14 protein-coding genes are annotated in these 16,466 nt (G+C 73.8%); 6 read left to right on the top strand and 8 right to left on the bottom strand.

Annotated features, from left to right (window positions below):
• Window positions 1-68: 68 nt before the first annotated feature.
• From AB0F15_RS38750 to AB0F15_RS38735, 4 genes are all read right to left on the bottom strand, one after another.
• Window positions 69-2,732, bottom strand: coding sequence for a LuxR C-terminal-related transcriptional regulator (locus AB0F15_RS38750; RefSeq protein ID WP_360281718.1), 2,664 nt, complete (start codon window positions 2,730-2,732; stop codon window positions 69-71).
• A 268-nt stretch (window positions 2,733-3,000) separates the two neighbouring features.
• Complete coding sequence (locus tag AB0F15_RS38745; protein ID WP_360281716.1) at window positions 3,001-3,501, bottom strand: RDD family protein; 501 nt, start codon at window positions 3,499-3,501, stop codon at window positions 3,001-3,003.
• Window positions 3,498-3,914 (bottom strand): hypothetical protein, encoded by a 417-nt coding sequence (locus AB0F15_RS38740; protein WP_360281714.1) that lies wholly within the window; start codon window positions 3,912-3,914, stop codon window positions 3,498-3,500. The genes AB0F15_RS38745 and AB0F15_RS38740 overlap by 4 nt, the downstream gene beginning before the upstream one ends.
• An 86-nt stretch (window positions 3,915-4,000) precedes the next feature.
• Window positions 4,001-5,404 carry a DUF2252 domain-containing protein gene (locus AB0F15_RS38735; RefSeq protein ID WP_360281712.1) on the bottom strand — a complete coding sequence of 468 codons (1,404 nt, stop codon included), beginning with the start codon at window positions 5,402-5,404 and terminating at the stop codon, window positions 4,001-4,003.
• Window positions 5,405-5,527: 123 nt separating this feature from the next.
• Between AB0F15_RS38735 and AB0F15_RS38730 the strand changes: the two genes are divergently transcribed.
• The gene (locus AB0F15_RS38730; RefSeq protein WP_360281710.1) at window positions 5,528-6,970 is read left to right on the top strand and encodes a diacylglycerol kinase family protein; all 1,443 of its coding nucleotides are present in this window, start codon (window positions 5,528-5,530) and stop codon (window positions 6,968-6,970) included.
• Here the strand turns inward: AB0F15_RS38730 and AB0F15_RS38725 are convergent.
• Entirely contained in the window at window positions 6,867-7,373 is a 507-nt protein-coding gene (locus AB0F15_RS38725; RefSeq protein WP_360281708.1) for a DUF1269 domain-containing protein, read from the bottom strand. The genes AB0F15_RS38730 and AB0F15_RS38725 overlap by 104 nt on opposite strands.
• A 203-nt stretch (window positions 7,374-7,576) precedes the next feature.
• On the opposite strand from AB0F15_RS38725, the gene AB0F15_RS38720 reads away from it, so the two are divergent.
• Complete coding sequence (locus tag AB0F15_RS38720; protein ID WP_360281706.1) at window positions 7,577-8,041, top strand: hypothetical protein; 465 nt, start codon at window positions 7,577-7,579, stop codon at window positions 8,039-8,041.
• 112 nt (window positions 8,042-8,153) lie between these two features.
• The gene (locus tag AB0F15_RS38715) at window positions 8,154-10,706 is read left to right on the top strand and encodes a LuxR C-terminal-related transcriptional regulator (protein WP_360281704.1); all 2,553 of its coding nucleotides are present in this window, start codon (window positions 8,154-8,156) and stop codon (window positions 10,704-10,706) included.
• Between the two features lie 83 nt (window positions 10,707-10,789).
• Here the strand turns inward: AB0F15_RS38715 and AB0F15_RS38710 are convergent, their stop codons facing one another.
• Genes AB0F15_RS38710 through AB0F15_RS38700 form a run of 3 tightly spaced genes read right to left on the bottom strand, consistent with a single transcriptional unit; the run spans window position 10,790 to window position 14,072 of the window.
• Window positions 10,790-12,136 (bottom strand): dipeptidase, encoded by a 1,347-nt coding sequence (locus AB0F15_RS38710; protein ID WP_360281702.1) that lies wholly within the window; start codon window positions 12,134-12,136, stop codon window positions 10,790-10,792.
• 5 nt (window positions 12,137-12,141) lie between these two features.
• Entirely contained in the window at window positions 12,142-12,588 is a 447-nt protein-coding gene (locus tag AB0F15_RS38705; RefSeq protein WP_360281700.1) for a hypothetical protein, read from the bottom strand.
• Window positions 12,585-14,072, bottom strand: a complete 1,488-nt coding sequence (locus AB0F15_RS38700) for an APC family permease (RefSeq protein WP_360281698.1) — start codon at window positions 14,070-14,072, stop codon at window positions 12,585-12,587. Before AB0F15_RS38700 ends, AB0F15_RS38705 begins: the two co-directional genes overlap by 4 nt.
• 241 nt (window positions 14,073-14,313) lie before the next feature.
• Here AB0F15_RS38700 and AB0F15_RS38695 point away from each other — a divergent pair, with 241 nt between their 5' ends.
• The 3 genes from AB0F15_RS38695 to AB0F15_RS38685 all read left to right on the top strand — a co-directional run bounded on the left by AB0F15_RS38695 (window position 14,314) and on the right by AB0F15_RS38685 (window position 16,408).
• A complete protein-coding gene (locus AB0F15_RS38695) occupies window positions 14,314-15,714 on the top strand; it encodes an MFS transporter (protein ID WP_360281696.1) in 1,401 nt (466 codons plus the stop codon).
• 74 nt (window positions 15,715-15,788) lie between these two features.
• Entirely contained in the window at window positions 15,789-16,142 is a 354-nt protein-coding gene (locus AB0F15_RS38690) for a hypothetical protein (RefSeq protein WP_360281694.1), read from the top strand.
• Window positions 16,139-16,408 carry a hypothetical protein gene (locus AB0F15_RS38685; protein ID WP_360281692.1) on the top strand — a complete coding sequence of 90 codons (270 nt, stop codon included), beginning with the start codon at window positions 16,139-16,141 and terminating at the stop codon, window positions 16,406-16,408. The genes AB0F15_RS38690 and AB0F15_RS38685 overlap by 4 nt, the downstream gene beginning before the upstream one ends.
• Window positions 16,409-16,466 lie beyond the last annotated feature (58 nt).

Raw genomic sequence — 16,466 nt, 5'->3', positions numbered from 1 at the left:
GGGGCGGTGCCACCGTCGGGCATCCCGGGCCCGCTCGCCTCACCCCTCCGAGGTGAGGCGAGCGGGGGTCAGCCGGTGAAATCGGTGACTTCGGTGTCCAGCAGGCCGCGCCGGAGCGCCGTCGCGACGGCGTCGCGCCTGCTGCGCACGTCGAGCTTCGCGTAGATGCCCCGGACGTGGGTCTTGACGGTGTTCGGCGAGACGGTGAGGTCCTGGGCGATCTCGTCGATCGACCGCTGGGTGGGCAACAGGCGCAGCACGCTGCGTTCGCGTTCGGTGAGCGGCGCCGGCATCGGCGGGGTGTGCAGCGTGCGGCGCAGCGTGAGCACCTGGCCGGCGAACCGCTCGCCGAAGCCCAGCCGGCCCAGCCGGGTGGTCAGGAACGCGATGATGTCCGGGGGAGCGAAGACGAACGGGAACCGGACGTCGCCCGGCTCGGCGGCGCGCAGGGCCTGGTCGAGCAGCCGGGCCGCCCGTTCCTGCGCACCGGCCGCCAACGCGGCCTGCACGCCGACGAGCGACGCTTCGATCGTCACCCACGGCAGCAGCATGGGTGCCTCCTCGTCCACCAGTGAGCGCAGCACGGAACTCGCTGCGCCCTGCCGGCCGAGCCGCAGCTGGGTCCGGGCCCGCATCAGGAGCAGCTCGCCCGAGCCGCCGAGGATCGCCTGGGCCCAGCGAACGACTTCCCGGGCTTGGCTCGCGGCCCCGAGCCGCAGGGCCGCCCGGTGTTCCAGCACCGCGCACAACGCCGCGTGCTCGGCCGGGCAGGCGCGGCCCGCACCGAGGCGCGTGCGGGCCCGCCGCATCCGCCGCAGCCCGGCGTGCCAGCCGCCGAGCTCGAATTCGGCCGCGCCGCGCAGCGTTTCGGCGATCAGCCGCAGGTTCCGGGCGTCGCGGGCGGGCGCGTCACCGAGCAGCCGTCCGATCCGCTTCGCGTGGTCGACGCATTCGGCAGGCTCACCCCGCAACAGGTCGCCGTACGCGAGCAGGGCGCACACCTGGGCGCCTTCGATCGAACGTTGCGGGTCGGGCACCGGGCGGCGGCCCTCGACCCGGCGGCCCAGCGTGTCCATCACCCGGTAGTCGCCGTCGCTGCACGCCAGGCCGCCGAGTGTGGTGAGGCATTGCGTCACCATGAAGGTCTGGTGGGCGTCTTCGGCGGCCCCGAGGACGCGCACCAGCGCCTCCCGGGCCGGACCGAAGTCGTGCCGGGCGATGAGGAGCATCGTCCGGTGCAGGGTGGCCAGACCGGCGAGCTCGGTGCCCGCCGCCAGGCACTCGTCGACCCGCTCGGCCGCGCGGACGGCCTGGACCGGACTGCGGTCCAGCTGCGCGAGCCGGGAATACGTCAGCTGCCGCAAGACGGTCAGTTCCGCCGGTGGTTCCTCCGGCCACGCCGCCTCCGCCCTGGCCAGCTGCAGCCCGGCGGCCGACGTCTCGCCCGTCTCCAGGCACAGGGCCGCCGAAATCAGGGCGGGCAGCGGATCGTTGGTGGTCCGGCGGTCGTCGAGCACCGCGAGCGCCAGCCGCAGTTCCTGGTGATCACCGCTGAGGAAGAGCGTCACCGCGTGCCGGCGCAGCAGCTCGCCGACGCGGGAGGTGTTCCCCGAGCGGACGCTGTGCAGCAGGGCGGGAGCGGGGCGGCCGTTTTCGGTGAACCAGCGCGCCGCGGTCGCGTGCAGGGTCCGGGTCGCCTCCGGCGCCCGGCGCAGCAACTCGGCCCGCAGGTAGGTGCGCAGCAGGGGCGGCAGGCGGTGGTGCGGCGGTGTTCCCCCGGACCGGATCACCTGGCTGGCCGGTTCGCCGAGCTTGCGGAGCATCGCCTCCGCCTCCGGGCGGCCGGCGAGGGCGGCCGCGAGCCCGGCCGGGACGTCGTCGCAGATGCTGATCGCCCGCAGCAGGTCCCGCTGGCCGGTGGTCAGCGGAGCCAGCACCTCGTCGGTCAGGTAGTCGAGCACGGCCCGGTCGCGCCCGGCGAAGAAGTCACGCAGGCTGCCGTTCCGGGCCGCGGACGCCGCGGCCAGGCGCAACCCGGCAGGCCAGCCACCGGTCCGGGCGACGAGCAGGTCCACCTGGTCCGGCGCGATGCCCGTGCCGGTGCCCTCGAGCAGTGCGCCGACCTCCGCGGGGGAGAACTGCAGCTCGGTCGCGCCCACTTCGCCGAGCCGGCCCGCGAGCCGGAACCGCCCCAGCGGCAGGGGCGGTTCGCAGCGGCTGGAGATCGCCAGCCGCAGGCCCGCCGGCTGGTGGCGGACCAGCGCCCGCAGTCCGTGCCACGGAGGAAGGGCGGTGATCTCCTGGGCGGCGTCGAGCACGAGCAGGACCGGCTCGGGCAGGGCGTCCAGTGCGTCGGCGACCTGGGCGAGGAACCCGAGGTCCGTGCTCGGGGCGGGCGGGACCGCCAGCAGCCGCATCGGGTTGCCCGCCGGGATCCGGGAACAGCCGCCGAGTGCTTCGAGCACGGCCGACCAGAACAGCTGGTCATCGTTGTCATCGGCGTCGGCGGACACCCAGGCGACCCCGGTCCGGCGCCGGCCGGTCCAGTCGGCGAGCAGCACGGTCTTGCCGAACCCGGCCGGCGCCCCGACGAACACCATGGGCGCTTCGGCCGCGGCATCGAGCGCCGCGAGCAATCGCGGCCGGGAAACGAGGTCCCGCGGAGACTCGGGGATGGAGACCTTGGTCCGCGGAACCCGTCTTCGCGGCGAAATGACGGTGCTGTCCGGCATGAATCCTCCTTCTGAGCGGTCAGTTTCACATCGGTACGGCGGATCTTGCCACGCTGTTCGCCCAGCTCACCCGCTGCGTGTGACAAAAACGAGCGGCCCGTGAACGAACAGGGAAACCTTCGAAAGGGGAAGAGATCCGCGCCGGGGTGCGGGCGAATACCCGAACAGACGAACGTGGCGGCCGGTGATTCCGGAGAATGCCGCCTGCTCCTCGCCCGGGGAATTCGGTGAATACCGGAGCTCGGTGAACCCGGCCGGGAACGGCGGTTCATCCGGGAGACCGCGTCCGGGCCGTGAGCGGCCGCGGATCCCAGTCGTAGACGACGGCGGTCCGCAGGACGACGTCCTGCGCCGAGCGGCGGTGCGGGTCCACGAGCACCCACAGCAGCCCGAGCGGGAAGCACACGCAGCACACCGCCCGGCTCGCGGCCCGGCCGCCGCGCAGCAGCCGGCCTCGCCCGTCGACCACCCGCAGCCCGAGCACCTGGCCGCCGACCGTCCGGCCGGTGGTCGTCCAGCAGAGCGCGAGGTAGCCCGCGGCCAGGACGGCGCCCGCGGCGACGACGACGGATCGCGCCGGCACCGGCGCCGTGAACCGCACGGGGCCGGCCGCGAACACCACCGCCACCCACGCCAGGTAGCAGCCGCCGAGGACGAGCGCGGCGACGCCGGCGTCCACGACCGCCGCGATCCCGCGGCTGACCAGACCCGCCCGGCGCCCTTGGTAGCGCCGGACTTCCGCGGGCAGGGCCGCCGACCAGGCCGTCACGGGCGTGGACGCCGGCTGAGGACGTCGTCGGCCGCCATGATCCGCACCCGGGTCTCCCGCACCAGCTGGCCGGCCAGCGACCCACCGGAGACGCGGATGATCTCCGGCAGATCGATCTCGTAGACCACCTCCCGGGCGATCGTGGCCAGGTCCAGCTCGTCGAGCACCGCCAGCACCAGCGCCGGTGCGGTGCGCCGGTACGCCGTGCCCGCCGCGGCCCACGCGTGCCGCCGGTACCGGGCACCGGTCCGCGCCAGGTCCCGCACGGGGCGGGGCCACCGCCGCACCGGGCTCAGCGCCGCCGCCGTGGCCGCCGCCGTCGCCGCGAGGCCGCCGAGCCGCAGCCCGCCGCGCACGATCCCGGCCGTCACCGCGATCGCGGCGTCGACCGGGACCGGGATCCGTTCCGTCATCGGTGAAGGAGCCAAGGGGGAAGGAGTCATCGGGGAAGGATCGGCAGCGCCTTCCGCGCGGTGCTTCACCCCCATGAGGTGATCCGTCACCGGTCCGACGCCGTGACTTCACCGCGGCGGATCGCCGTGCGCAGGGCGACGTGGTCGCGTTCGTTCTGGTCGGCGCAGGCCACCGAGAACTCCCGGACGGCTTCGGCGAACACCGGTCCGGAGCCGAGGTACGCGGCGATGGTCAGTGGGTCACCGGTGCGGGCGTGCGCCCTGGCCAAGGTCCACCCGCACAGCCGGGCGTAGGCCTGCAGCACGTTCGGCGTCATCGTCGTGACGTCGGCGGCGCCCTTGCCGTCGCGCAGGCGGCGGACGTAGAAGTCGCGGGCCCGCCCGTCGAACCCGGTGGTCCGGACCCATCCGAGGAGCACGTCGCCGACCGCCTGCAGCAGCCGCTGCCCGGTGACCACGCGCCGGCCCGGCTCGCCGGCGACGGCCGCGCCGGTGTATCCCTGCAGGACCGACGCCCCGGCTTCCTTGAGCTGCAGGAAAAGCGGATCGCCCCGATCCGGGTCCACGAGCAGCGCGATCCAGCACCGGGTGCCGACGCTGCCCACCCCGACCACCTTGCGGGCGACGTCGGCCAGCCGGTAGTGGTCCAGCAGGGCCCGCCGCTCGGGGCCCAGGGTGCGGCGGTACCGCGAAAGCACGTCCCCGAGGCGTTCTTCGAGCGTCAGCGGATCCCCGTCGCCGGCGAGCCTGCTGACCGGGACGACCAGCGGCGGCCGGGCGGCGAGCCGCAGCTGCCCGTCGCGGATCTCGGTGAACCGCCGCAGCGCACCGGCATCGTCGTGGGCCCGGGCGCGGGTGAGCGTGCGCTCGAACCGGCGCCGCCCCGCCGTGCCGAGGCGGTGGGCCGCGATCGAGCGCAGCGTCTCGGCGTCGGTGTGGGCGTAGAACGTCTCGAGTGCCGTCCGGCCGGCGAAGTCGTGCATCGCCTGGCGGTACGACTCGGCCGCGGCGAGCACCGCGCGGCGGCGCTGGGCGTGCCCGTGCGCGTTTTCCCGACCGGCGACTTCGAAGCTCGCGGCGAGCCGTTTGACGTCCCATTCCCACGGCGCGGGCAGAGTCTCGTCGAAGTCGACGAGGTCGAACACGACCCGGCGCTCCGGTGAAGCGAACAGGCCGAAGTTGCCCAGGTGCGCGTCGCCGCACGCCTGGACGACGAGCCCGGTCCGCGGGGTCGTGGCGAGGTCGGCCGCCGCCGGCAGGGCGGCGCCGCGGAAGTAGGCCAGCGGGGAAGCGGCCATCCGCCCGTAGCGGATCGGCAGCAGTTCCGGCACCCGGCCGGCATCCTGGCCGGCCAGCAGGGCCAGCGGGTCGGCCCGCTCGCCGGGTGCGGGGAACTCGGCGTGGCGTGACCTCGGCACGGCGGTGCGGGCGGCGCGGCCCCTGGCGATCCGATCGTCCCGGGTCGCGGTGTCCTCTTTGGTGTGCAGCATGGCCGGATCGTCGGCCGCCGGGCGCTCCGGTGCGTCGCCCGCCGGGGGTGAAGCGCGGGTCATCCGCCACGGGTGACGACTCGGGGCGGTCCGGGCCGCAGGGTGGGTGGCGGAGGTGCGGCAATGGCGGAGCGGGTGGACGGGCAGCCGTCGGTGGCCAGGCGGGTGGGTGCGGGGATCTCCCTGGCGGCCCTGTTCGCGGCGTTCGCCGTGGTGCTCGGTGCGCTCCTGCGTCATCCGGTCCAGCTGGTGTTCGCGGTGCTCCTGCTCGGGGGCGGGCTCGCGGCCGGCTGGGCGGCGCTGGTGCGTCGCGGCCTCTCGCGGGTGGCCGCGGCGACGCTCGGGGGCGTCGCCGCGGTCCTGCTCGTGGTGTTGCCGGGACTGCACGCCTACGCGCTGGTGGCCACCGCCGCCGGGCTCGTGGCGGTGTCGCTGGTGGCCGCCCGGACCGCGCTCGGCCGTGATCTGCCGCGACCACCCGTGGCGTGCCGGACAGCGCCCGCGCGGTCGGGGGTGCTGCTCCTCAACCCGTTGTCCGGCAAAGGATTGGCGGTCGCCTCCGGGCTCGGTGAGCGGGCCGGGCTGCTCGGGGTCCGGTCGATCGAACTGGGCCTCGACGACGACCTCCGCGACCTCGCGGAGCGGGCCGTGGCCGACGGCGCGGACGTGCTCGGGATGGCGGGTGGCGACGGCTCCCAGGCCGTGGTCGCCGACGTCGCGCGCCGGCACGACCTGCCCTTCGTCTGCGTTCCGGCGGGCACCCGCAACCACTTCGCCCGCGACCTCGGGCTGGACCACGACGACCCGGCGAGCGCGCTGGCCGCGTTCGGCGAGGCCGTCGAGCGGCGGGTGGACCTCGGCGTCGTCGACGGCCGGGTGTTCGTCAACAACGTGTCGCTCGGGGCGTACGCCGCCGTCGTCCGGGCGCCGGGCTACCGGGAAGCGAAGATCGCCACCATCGCGCAGTGCCTGCCCGAGCTGCTGGGCCCGGACTCGGCCCGCCACCGGCTGAGCTTCCCCGGCCCGGACGGGCTGACGGACACGGCCGCGGACATCGTGCTCGTCTCCAACGGCCCCTACCGCCTCGAGCGGCTGAGCGGGTTCGGCCGCCGCGAGCGCCTCGACCGCGGTGTGCTCGGGGTCGTCACGGTCGTCGTCGAGCGGGCGCGGGACGTGCCGGCGCTGGTCGCGGCCGAGCTGACCGGCACCGTGACCCGCTTTCCCGGCTACCGGAACTGGACCACGCCGGAGTTCGTCGTGGATTCCGCTCAGCCGGTCGTCGACGTCGCCGTGGACGGCGAAGCACTGCGCCGCACACCGCCGGTGCGGATCCGCGTGCTTCCCGGTGCGCTGCGGGTGCGCCTCCCGCCGGACGCTCCCGGGGCGTCGCCGTCCACGGCGGCCCCCGACGGCATCCGGCGGGCGGTGGCCGCGCTCCTGCGCGTCCTCGCCGGACGGTCCGTCACAACCCTTCCGGTTGCGGGGCCTCACCGAACGCCTCGCGCAGCCGCGCCTCCTCCACGGCGGAGAGGTTCGTGGTCAGCAGGGAAGCGCCGGTCTCCTTGAACGGTTCGACGACCCGGTCGATGACCGTGTCGTTGGCCATCACGAACAGCGCGGACGTCCCCGGGGTGACCTGCGCCCGCACGGTGTCGATGAACTGCTCGTCGATGCCGACGTGGGCCAGCGATCCGGTCAGCGCGCCGATCGCCGCGCCGACGGCCAGGCCCAGCAGCGGCACGAGGAAGATCAGGCCGAACAGCAGGCCCCAGAACCCGCCGCCGAGCGCACCGGCGCCGGTCAGCGAGCCGAGGTCCTTGGTCTTCGGCTTCTTCCGGTCTTCCGGCCAAGTCACGTACGCCGCGTCGGAAATCGAAATGAGCTGCTGCTTCTGCAGCTGTTCCAGTAGCCCGAGCGCCTTCTCGGCGCCGTCGGTGACAGGAAATGTCCACACGGTCAGCGAAGTCATGGTGCCGTCCTCCTCGGTCGGGATCGGTGGTCAGGCGCGCACTCTGCGCCGGGCCGCGGCGCGGGGCATCGCCCACGCCGTGTGAGCTGCGGCCTCGTCCCGGCGGACCTTGATCTCACCTGACGCGGGCGAGGCCGTCCGGGCGGCGGACCCACCATGATCGCCCGGGTCCGCAACCGGCGTCACCACGGAAAAGAGGGACCATGAGCGAACACACGCAGCACCGGGCCGGGACGTCCGCCGGCGGGGCACCGCCGTCCTCGCGGGACCGTGCCGTCGCCCGCTCCCGGCGGGTCGGCTGGCTCTGGTTCGCCGGGGCGATCACGGTACTGGCCGGGCTCTTCAACGTCGTCGAAGGACTGGTGGCGCTGCTCGACCGGGACTACTACCTCGTCGGCCCGTCGGGACTGCTCGTCTTCGACCTCACCGGCTGGGGCTGGCTCCACCTGATCGTCGGCACCCTCGCCGTGCTGACCGGGATCGCCTTGTTCGCCGGCGCGCAGTGGGCGCGGGTCGTGGCCGTCGCCCTCGCCGGCTTCAACGCGCTGGCGCAGCTGGCGTTCCTGTCCGCGTACCCGATCGGGTGCGTGATCGTGATCGCGCTGGACGTCCTCGTGATCTGGGCGGTCATCGTGCACGGCGACGAATCCACCTACGAGATCTGGTGACCCTGCGGGCCGCCCAACGGTGATCAGTACAGTCGTGGCTCCGTCCGGCGTCGACCGCGGAACCGGGGCCGTTCCCTCCGGACAGCCGAGAGGTTTTGACTTGCCTGCTCGAATGACGTCGCGGTGCTACCGGATTCCCGGTGCCAAGGTGACGGTGCCGCGGATTCCGAAGATCTTCGTCCCCCGTGCCCGGCTCACGGCGCTGCTCGACCGCGCCACCGCCCGGCCGGTCACCGTGGTCCAGGCTCCGGCCGGGGCCGGCAAGACCATGGCGCTGGCCGGCTGGGCCGGCGAGGGCGGGGACGTCGCCTGGGTCTCCCTGGACCGCGACGACAACGACGAAGGTCGCTTGTGGGCGGCGATCCTCTGTGCACTGGACCGCCTTCCCGTGGTGCCTGAGGACAACCCGCTGCGCCGGCTCGAGCCACCGGTCGGTGCCGGCCGGCGCACGGAGTTCCTGGCGGACCTCGGCGACGCGTTCGCCGGCCTGCGCCGGCCGGTGGGGCTCGTCCTGGACGACTTCCAGGAGCTCTCCCGGGCAGAGCCCCTGGAAGGGCTGGCGGCACTGGCCCGCTACCAGCCGCCGGGGCTCCGCCTGGTGCTGGCCACCCGGGTCGAGCCGAGACTGCGGCTCGCCCGGCTGCACGTCGAGGGCACGCTTTCCCGGCTGGGGGCCACCGAACTCCGGTTCAGCGCCCGGGAGACCACGGCCCTGTTGCGGGCCACCGGAGCCGTGGTGAGCGACAACCGCGTCCGGGAACTCACCGAGCGCACCGCGGGGTGGGCCGCCGCGCTCGGCTGGGCCGCGGTGTCGGTGCGCGACGCCGCGGACGCGGACGGGCTCGTCGCCGCGGTCGACGGGGACGAACGTGCCGTGGCGCGGTTCTTCGCCGACGAGGTCCTTTCGCGGCTGCCGGCGACCACTTCGGACCTCTTGCTGTGCCTGAGTGTCTGCGACTCGGCGAGCCCGGCGCTCGCGGCCCGGTTGTCGGGCCTCCCGGACGCCGGGGTGACGCTGGACGAGCTCGAGCACACGATGGGGCTGGTCGTGCGCACGCCGACCGACACCTACCGGCTTCCGCCGCTGCTGCGCGGATTCCTGCGGGCCGAACTGGCGCGGCAGTGTCCGTCGCGGGTGCGGCGGCTGCACGGCATCGCCGCGCGCTGGTACGCCGAGGAGGGGCGGTTCGGGGACGCCCTGTCGCACGCCGTCGCGGGCCGGGACCGGCAGTGCGTCCTCACGCTGGCGCGTGACCACGCCGTGCGCCAGGTGCTGGCCGGCGGTGGGGAGCCCGTCCGGACCGCGCTGACCTACCTGGGGGCGGGGACGGTGGCCACGACCCCGCGGCTGCGGCTGGCGTCGGCTCTGGAACACATCCAGCGCGGAGAGCTCGCCGCGGCGGCCGCCGAACTCGACGGGGTGACCGGCGACGACAGCTCGCGCCTGCCGGTGGTCCGGCACCTCGCGTCGGTGACGGGGCAGCGGCTGACGGACACCGTGGTGTCGTCGTCGGCGAGGTCCCCGGAGCTCGAGGCGTGGGAGAAGCTCGATCTGGCTTGGCGGTCCCTGCACCGGGGTGCCCGCCGGCACGCCGTCACCCGGGCGGAGGAAGCGCTGCGGCTGGCCCAGGGCGAGCGGCTCGACCACCTGGTGCTCCACAGCAGACTCGTGCTCGCCGTCGCCACCGCGCTCCACGGGGACCACGCGGCGATGCGGCGGGCCTGCACCGGGGCCCTCGCCGTCGCGCGGCGGCACGGCTGGCGGCGGTCCCCTGGCGTGGCCGAGTGCCACCTGATGCTGGCCTACGACGATCTGATGCGCTTCGAGCCGGTCGCGGCGTCTCGTGAACTGGCCCAGGCCGCGCGGGCCGAAGTGGCCGGGGGACCGCCGCTGCTGGGGCCGCTGCGCTCCTTCTTCGAGGGCATGGTGCGGTTCGACGAGGGCGATCGGGTCGCCGGTTCGCAGGTCATGCGGGCGGCGCGGCACCGGCTCGCGGACCTGGAGCTGCCCCGTGAAGTCGCCGGGGTGTGCTCGGTCGCCGAGCACCGCGCGGCGCTGACCCTCGGCGAGAGCCTGCACGCGGCCGAAGTGCTCGCCTGGGCGCAGGAGCGGGTGCCGGGCAGCGCGGAGCTGGTCCTGCTGCAGATGCGCGCGCACCTCGCCGCCGAGGAGACCGACTCGGCCGAGACAGTCCTGCGTGAAGCCGGGGCGGCACCGGCGTTGCTGCCGGCGACGCCGGTGGACACCTGCCTGGCCGAGACGGCGCTCGCGTTGCGCTCGCACCGCCGGACGAAGGCGCTCCACGCACTGGACCGCGCGCTCAGCTTCGCCCGGCCGCACGGGCTGATGCGTCCGTTCGCCCTCGCCGAACCGCGGATCGCGCACCTGCTGATCGACCACTCGGGCGGCTTCGGTTCGCTGGACCGCTTCGCGCAGTCGGTCCGTGGCCGGCTCGTCCCGCACACCCCGCCCAGCGAACTGACCGACCGCGAACAGGTGGTGCTGCAGCGGTTGCCGTCACCGCGCTCGCTGGACGAGATCGCTTCGGACCTCACCGTCTCGATCAACACCGTGAAGACCCACGTGCGGGCCATCTACGGCAAGCTCGGGGTGAACAACCGGCGCTCGGCCGTGGTGGTCGCCCGTCAGCACGGCCTGACCTGACCCGCCCCGCCCGCCGGACCCACGCCGCCGCCGGCGGGTTCCGCGGGCGCGGTGGCCGAAGTGGACAGACCGCGACGATCACCTCAGCCGGGCGGATCTCCGTAACCCCGCAGGAAGAGCGCCTCGGTCAGCGCCATGTCCGCGATCTCCTGCGGCGCGACGCTTTCGTTGGGCGCGTGGATGAGCGACTGCGGTTCTTCGACGCCGATGAGGAGGATCTCGGCCTCGGGGTAGGTTTCGGCGAAGACGGTGCACAGCGGGATCGAACCGCCTTGCCCGAGCCGGCTCATCGGGGTGCCGTAGGCGGTCTGCATGGCTTCGGCCATCACGTGGTAGGCGAGCCCGTAGGTGGCGGGGCGGAACGGGCGGCCGCTCGCCTCGACCGCCACCGACAGGTGCACGCCCCGGGGTGCCGCGGCGATCAGGTGCTCGGTCAGCGCCCGCGCCGCTTCGTGCGGTTCGACACCGGGCGGGATCCGGAGGTTCAGCCTCGCCCGGGCGCGCGGGGTGATGGCCGCGGCGGATCCGACGACCGGCGGGCAGTCGATCCCGAGCACGGTCAGTGCCGAACGGGCCCACAGCATGTCCGCGACTTCGCCGTCGCCGAGCAGGGCGGACGTGGGGGAGAGCCCCGCGTCCGCCCGGAACTGCGCGGCCGGGTACGGGGCCCCGGACCAGCGGCCGTCGTCGGGCAGGCCGTGGACGGTCGTGTTCCCCGCGTCGTCGCGCAGGGAAGCCAGCACGGACACCAAGGCGCCCAGTGCGTCCGGGGCGGGGCCGCCGAACATGCCGGAGTGCAGTTCGGACGGCAGCGCTTCGACGGAGACGACCACGTTGACCATGCCGCGCAGGCTGACCGTGACGGCGGGGTGCCCGACCGCGGCGTTCCCGGTGTCGCACACCAGGATCGCGTCGGCCCGCAGGAGGTCGGCGTGCTCGGGGACGAACGCCTCCAGACCGCCGGTGCCCTGTTCCTCGGACCCTTCGACGACCAGTTTGAGGTTGACGGGCAGGTCGTCGCCGAGGGCGCGCAGCGCGGTGAGGTGCATGAGGATGTTGCCCTTGCAGTCGGCGGCGCCGCGTCCGTACCAGCGGCCGGCCACCTCGGTGAGCCGGAACGGCGGGGTCCGCCACGCCTCGGGCGCCAGCGGTGGCTGCACGTCGTAGTGCGCGTAGAGGAGCACCGTCGGGGCATTTTCGCGGCCGCACGGCCGGGAACCGACCACGGCCTGGCTGCCGTCCGGGGTGTCGGCAAGGTGGGTGTCGGTGAAGCCGGCGGCGGTGAACGCTTCGGCCACCCACGTCGCCGCGCGCCGGCACTCCTCGGGCGGGAACTGGCGCGGGTCCGCGACGGAGCGCATCGCCACCAGCTCCGCCAGTTCTTCGCGCGCCCGCGGCATGAGCTCGTGCACCCGATCACGGAGATCCATCGTGGTCACCCGCCCGTCACGTCGGCGAAGCCGAGGCCGTCGACGTACCGCTGGAACCCGGCGAGCTTGTCGGGGCAGTAGACCTCGATGACCAGCAGCTGCCCCCGCACCACGGTGTCGGCCGAGAGAACCGGGCGCGTGCCGGGCCCGCCGGCGCCGTTGGCGATGCCGCTGTCGCTCGTCGCGCGCGCGAGCGCCGCGCCCGGGTCGACGCAGATGGAGCCGCCGTCCGTGCCGAGCAGCCGGACGACCTGGTCCCGCGACGGCACCCGCGCGCCTTCCTGGGTGAGCCGCGCGATGAGCTGGTCGGCCTTCGCTTCGGCTTCGGCGGTCGTGCGCGTGGAGCGGAAGAGCAGGAGCCCGGCCACCAGCAGCACCCCCAGCACGATGCCCACGACGACGTAGAGGGTCGTCCGCTGCCCGCGCGTCGATCGTTCGTCCACAGTGGTCATGACGCGCTCGCCTCCGGCCGGCTCGGCCCGCGCCACGAAGGTTTGCGCAGGCGGTAGAACAGGAAGGGCACCAGCAGGCCGAGGCCGAGGGCGCCGCCCGCGACGATGCCCAGGTACACCCAGGGGTTGCCGGAACCGAACTGCGAGGGCGGGACGAACCCGACCAGCAACGCGGCCAGTGACGCGCAGAACCCGACTCCGCACAGGCCGACCAGCATCGGCGCGCGGTACCCGCGCGGGTGGTCGGGGAACTTGCGCCGCAACCTCAGCGCCGCGACGAACATCAGCAGGTACATGATCAGGTACACCTGGGTGGTGATCACCGAGAAGATCCAGTACGCGCTCGACACGTCCGGGATGAAGGCGTAGAGCAGGGCGATCAGCGTGGTGACCGCCCCCTGGGTGACGAGGATGTTCTGCTGCACGCCCTGCTTGTTCAGCCGCTGCAGGAACGGGGGCAGGTACCCCTCCTGCCGGGCGATGAGCAACAGCCCCTTCGACGGACCGGCCAGCCAGGTCAGCATGCCGCCGAGCGACGCCAGGACCAGCATGACGCCGATGAGCGGGGTCAGCCACTGGATGCCGAAGCCGGCGAAGACGGCGTCGAAGGCCTGCATCACCCCGGCCGTCAGCGAGAGCTGGCCGGCGGGGATGACCCAGCTGATCGCCAGCGCGGGCAGGATGAAGATGAGCAGCACGAGCCCCATCGCCACGAACATCGCGCGCGGGAACTCCTTGCCCGGCTTGCGCAGCGAGGACACGTGCACCGCGTTCATCTCCATGCCCGAATAGGACAGGAAGTTGTTCACGATCAGCACGAGGCTGGCCAGCCCGGCCCACGCGGGCAGCAGGTGGCCCGCCGACATCGGCGCCGCGGACGGGTGCCCCTGCCCGAGGAACACGATGCCGAGGACCACCAGCAGCGCGCCCGGGATCAGCGTCCCGATGATGAGCCCGCCGCCGGCGAGCCCGGCCACCCCCTTGGTGCCCCGGGACGAAATCCACACACCCGACCAGTACGCCACGACGATGACCGCGGCCGTCCACCACCCGTTGTCGGCCAGTGCCGGGTCGAACACGTACGCGAGCGTGCTCGCGACGTACCCGAGCAGGCTCGGGTAGTAGAAGATCGTCATCGCGAACTGGCACCAGACCGCCAGGAACCCCATCGGCTTCGAGATCCCGAGCGCCACCCAGTTGTAGACCCCGCCCGGCCAGCTCGAGGCGAGCTCGGCCGAGACGAGCGAAGTCGGCAGCAGGAACACGATCGCCGGGACGACGTAGAGGAACACGGCCGCCAAGCCGTACACGGCCATCGTCGGCGACGGGCGCAGGCTCGCGACCGAACTGGTCGTCATGAGCGCGAGCGCGATCCAGGAGATCCATGCGGCGGCGGGCGGTCGCGTGCGGCCGGTCCCCTCGGCGGGCGGTGGCGGTGCCCCGGGCGATTCCGAGGGCCGGTGCGGTCGGTTCGTGGTCGTCATGGCGCTGGACCTTCCCGTGCTTACCTCGGCGGATGATCCATCGTGTGCCGCGCCGGACCCGGCCGGGTCACCTGTTGCGGGCGAGACCGGCGAGCCGATCGGTTCTGTGGCTCGGATCCGGCGGAAGCGGGCCACGGCAGCGCGCCGCCCGGTGCGCGGCAGCTGCCTCATCCGCGCGGGGTGAGGTGGCCCGGCCGGGGGTGGGCCACGGTGTGCGGCACCCGATGAGGAAGGCCCGCCGATGATCGTGCTGCCGCTCGCCCTCGCCCAGTTCGTCGCGAGCTACGCGGCGACCACCATGACCGTGGCCGTCACCGACATCGCCGCCGACCTCGGCACCACGGTGATCGGGGTGCAGACGGCGATCACGGTGTTCACCCTCACCATGGCGTCGCTCATGGTGCCGGGCAGCAAACTCAGCGACCTCCTGGGCCGCAAGCGGTGTTTCCTGATCGGGCTGGCCGTCTACGGGGCCGGCGCGCTGCTGGCGTCGGCCGCACCCGGGCCGGGGCTGCTGATCCTCGGCTACTCGCTGCTGGAGGGGATCGGGTCGGCGTTGATGATCCCGCCGATCTACATCCTGGTCACCGTGACCAGCCGCGACCTCACGAGCCGGGCCCGGGCCTTCGGCGTGGTGAGTGGTGCGGGCGCGCTCGGAGCCGCGGCCGGGCCGCTCGTCGGCGGCCTGGTCACCACGTGGCTCGGGTGGCGCGCTTCCTTCCTCCTCCAGGTCCTCCTGGTCGCCGTGATCGTCCTGCTGGCGATCCGCCTGCCCGAGCCGCCGGCACCGCCCCGCGAGAAGCGGTTCGACGTCACCGGCGCGATCCTTTCGGCGGCCGGCCTGTTCTTCGTCGTCGTCGGTGTCCTGCAGGCGGGCACCTACGGCTGGCTGGTCTCCCGGACGGACTTCGCGGTCGCCGGGGTGGTGCTGCTGCCGTCCGGCGGTCTCTCCCCGGTGTGGCTGTTCGCCGGGATCGGCGCCGCGTTCCTCTACTGGTTCTTCGCGCACGTTCGCGCGCGGGAGCGGGCCGGCCGGGAGCCACTTGTGCCGCCCGGGCTCTTCCGCGACCGCGTCACGGGACTCGGGCTGGTGACCCAGCACGTGCAGTGGCTCGTCCTGCAGGGGGCGTTCTTCGTGGTGGCGGTCTTCCTCCAGGAGGTCCGCGGCTACGACGCGATCGAGACGGGGCTGATGCTGACGCCCGCGACGATCGGCATCCTGGGTGCCTCGGCGGCCGCGGGACGGATGGCGCGGCGGCATTCCCAGCGGCGCCTGGTCCGCGCCGGCTTCGTCCTCACCGTCGCGGGCCTGGTGCTCGTGCTCGTCCTGGTGCGGGCCGAATCCGGGGTGGCGAGCGCGGTGCCGGGGCTGTTCCTGCTCGGCGCCGGGGTCGGGATCATGCTGACGGCGTCGGTGAACCTGGTCCAGTCCCGCTTCCCGGACTCCGCACAGGGCGACATTTCCGGGGTGTCGCGCAGTGTGTCCAACCTCGGCTCGTCGGTGGGGACCGCGCTGGCCGGGTCCGTCCTGGCCGGGACGCCCCACCTCGGCGGGCGGTCCTTCGCGCTGGCGCTCACGACCTTGGGCGTCGTGGCGGTGGCCGGGCTGGTCGCGGCCCTGCTGTTGCCCGCGTCGGACTGACCTGTCCCCGCCCGGGCGCGGCTCACCTGCTGTGGGCGAGGAAATCGACGGCCGGGCGCAGAATCGTGTGCCGCGTGAAATCCCTTGGAGATTCCCCGGAAAGCCGTCGCGGTCGCGGCGGCGGCCGCCGATTCAGCGCCACGCAGTTCCTCTGGCTCGGGCCGGGGGAGGTCGTGCTGCTCGACGTGGTGCGGACCGGCCGGATCAGCGTCGGCTCGGTCCTGCTCTGGCTGGCCGTCGCGCTCGCCGCACTGGTCCCGGTGGCCGAACTGCGGACCGGCGTCCGAGCCGGCGCGGACCTGGTCGCACGGTTGGTCTTCCTGCCGCCGCACGGCTGGTCGGCGGCCGTGGTGCTGCTCGACGTGGTGCTGCTCGCCCGCGCGTGGTACTCGGCGGGCCGGCCGCGGCGGGACGGGGGTACCCGGTGAGCCGCCCGGCCGACCTCGGCTTCCGCACGGACGTGAACTACGTCTTCCGGGGCTGTGGCGCCATTCCGGAGTGGAGCGTCGAAGGTGTCGACGGTTTCGGGGGCGTGCTCGTCGTGCCCGTTCCGCCGGAGACCATCGTCTTCGGTACGGTGGCCGATCCCGGCAGCCTGCCCCGGATCCTGGGAAAGCTCGAGGCGCTCGGGATGCACGTGGCGTCCGTGCACCGCGTCCGGGAACTCCCGCCACCGCACCACGGAAGCCTGTGAAACCCCCCGCGGTCGCCAGCCCGCCGGTAAGCGGCACTTTCACGCCCGCCGCCCTACT

It is taken from the genome of Amycolatopsis sp. NPDC026612, assembly GCF_040638285.1.
Taxonomy (GTDB): Bacteria; Actinomycetota; Actinomycetes; order Mycobacteriales; family Pseudonocardiaceae; genus Amycolatopsis.
Note: the sequence above shows the minus strand (reverse complement) of the source record. Positions and strands in the feature narration are given on the sequence as shown.

Coding starts and splice junctions, on each gene's coding strand:
- AB0F15_RS38705 (WP_360281700.1), bottom strand. CDS start 12,588: ATGACCACTGTGGACGAACGATCGACGCGCGGGCAGCGGACGACCCTC.
- AB0F15_RS38720 (WP_360281706.1), top strand. CDS start 7,577: ATGAGCGAACACACGCAGCACCGGGCCGGGACGTCCGCCGGCGGGGCA.
- AB0F15_RS38715 (WP_360281704.1), top strand. CDS start 8,154: ATGACGTCGCGGTGCTACCGGATTCCCGGTGCCAAGGTGACGGTGCCG.
- AB0F15_RS38700 (WP_360281698.1), bottom strand. CDS start 14,072: ATGACGACCACGAACCGACCGCACCGGCCCTCGGAATCGCCCGGGGCA.
- AB0F15_RS38725 (WP_360281708.1), bottom strand. CDS start 7,373: ATGACTTCGCTGACCGTGTGGACATTTCCTGTCACCGACGGCGCCGAG.
- AB0F15_RS38730 (WP_360281710.1), top strand. CDS start 5,528: ATGGCGGAGCGGGTGGACGGGCAGCCGTCGGTGGCCAGGCGGGTGGGT.
- AB0F15_RS38735 (WP_360281712.1), bottom strand. CDS start 5,404: ATGCTGCACACCAAAGAGGACACCGCGACCCGGGACGATCGGATCGCC.
- AB0F15_RS38750 (WP_360281718.1), bottom strand. CDS start 2,732: ATGCCGGACAGCACCGTCATTTCGCCGCGAAGACGGGTTCCGCGGACC.
- AB0F15_RS38710 (WP_360281702.1), bottom strand. CDS start 12,136: ATGGATCTCCGTGATCGGGTGCACGAGCTCATGCCGCGGGCGCGCGAA.
- AB0F15_RS38695 (WP_360281696.1), top strand. CDS start 14,314: ATGATCGTGCTGCCGCTCGCCCTCGCCCAGTTCGTCGCGAGCTACGCG.
- AB0F15_RS38740 (WP_360281714.1), bottom strand. CDS start 3,914: ATGACGGAACGGATCCCGGTCCCGGTCGACGCCGCGATCGCGGTGACG.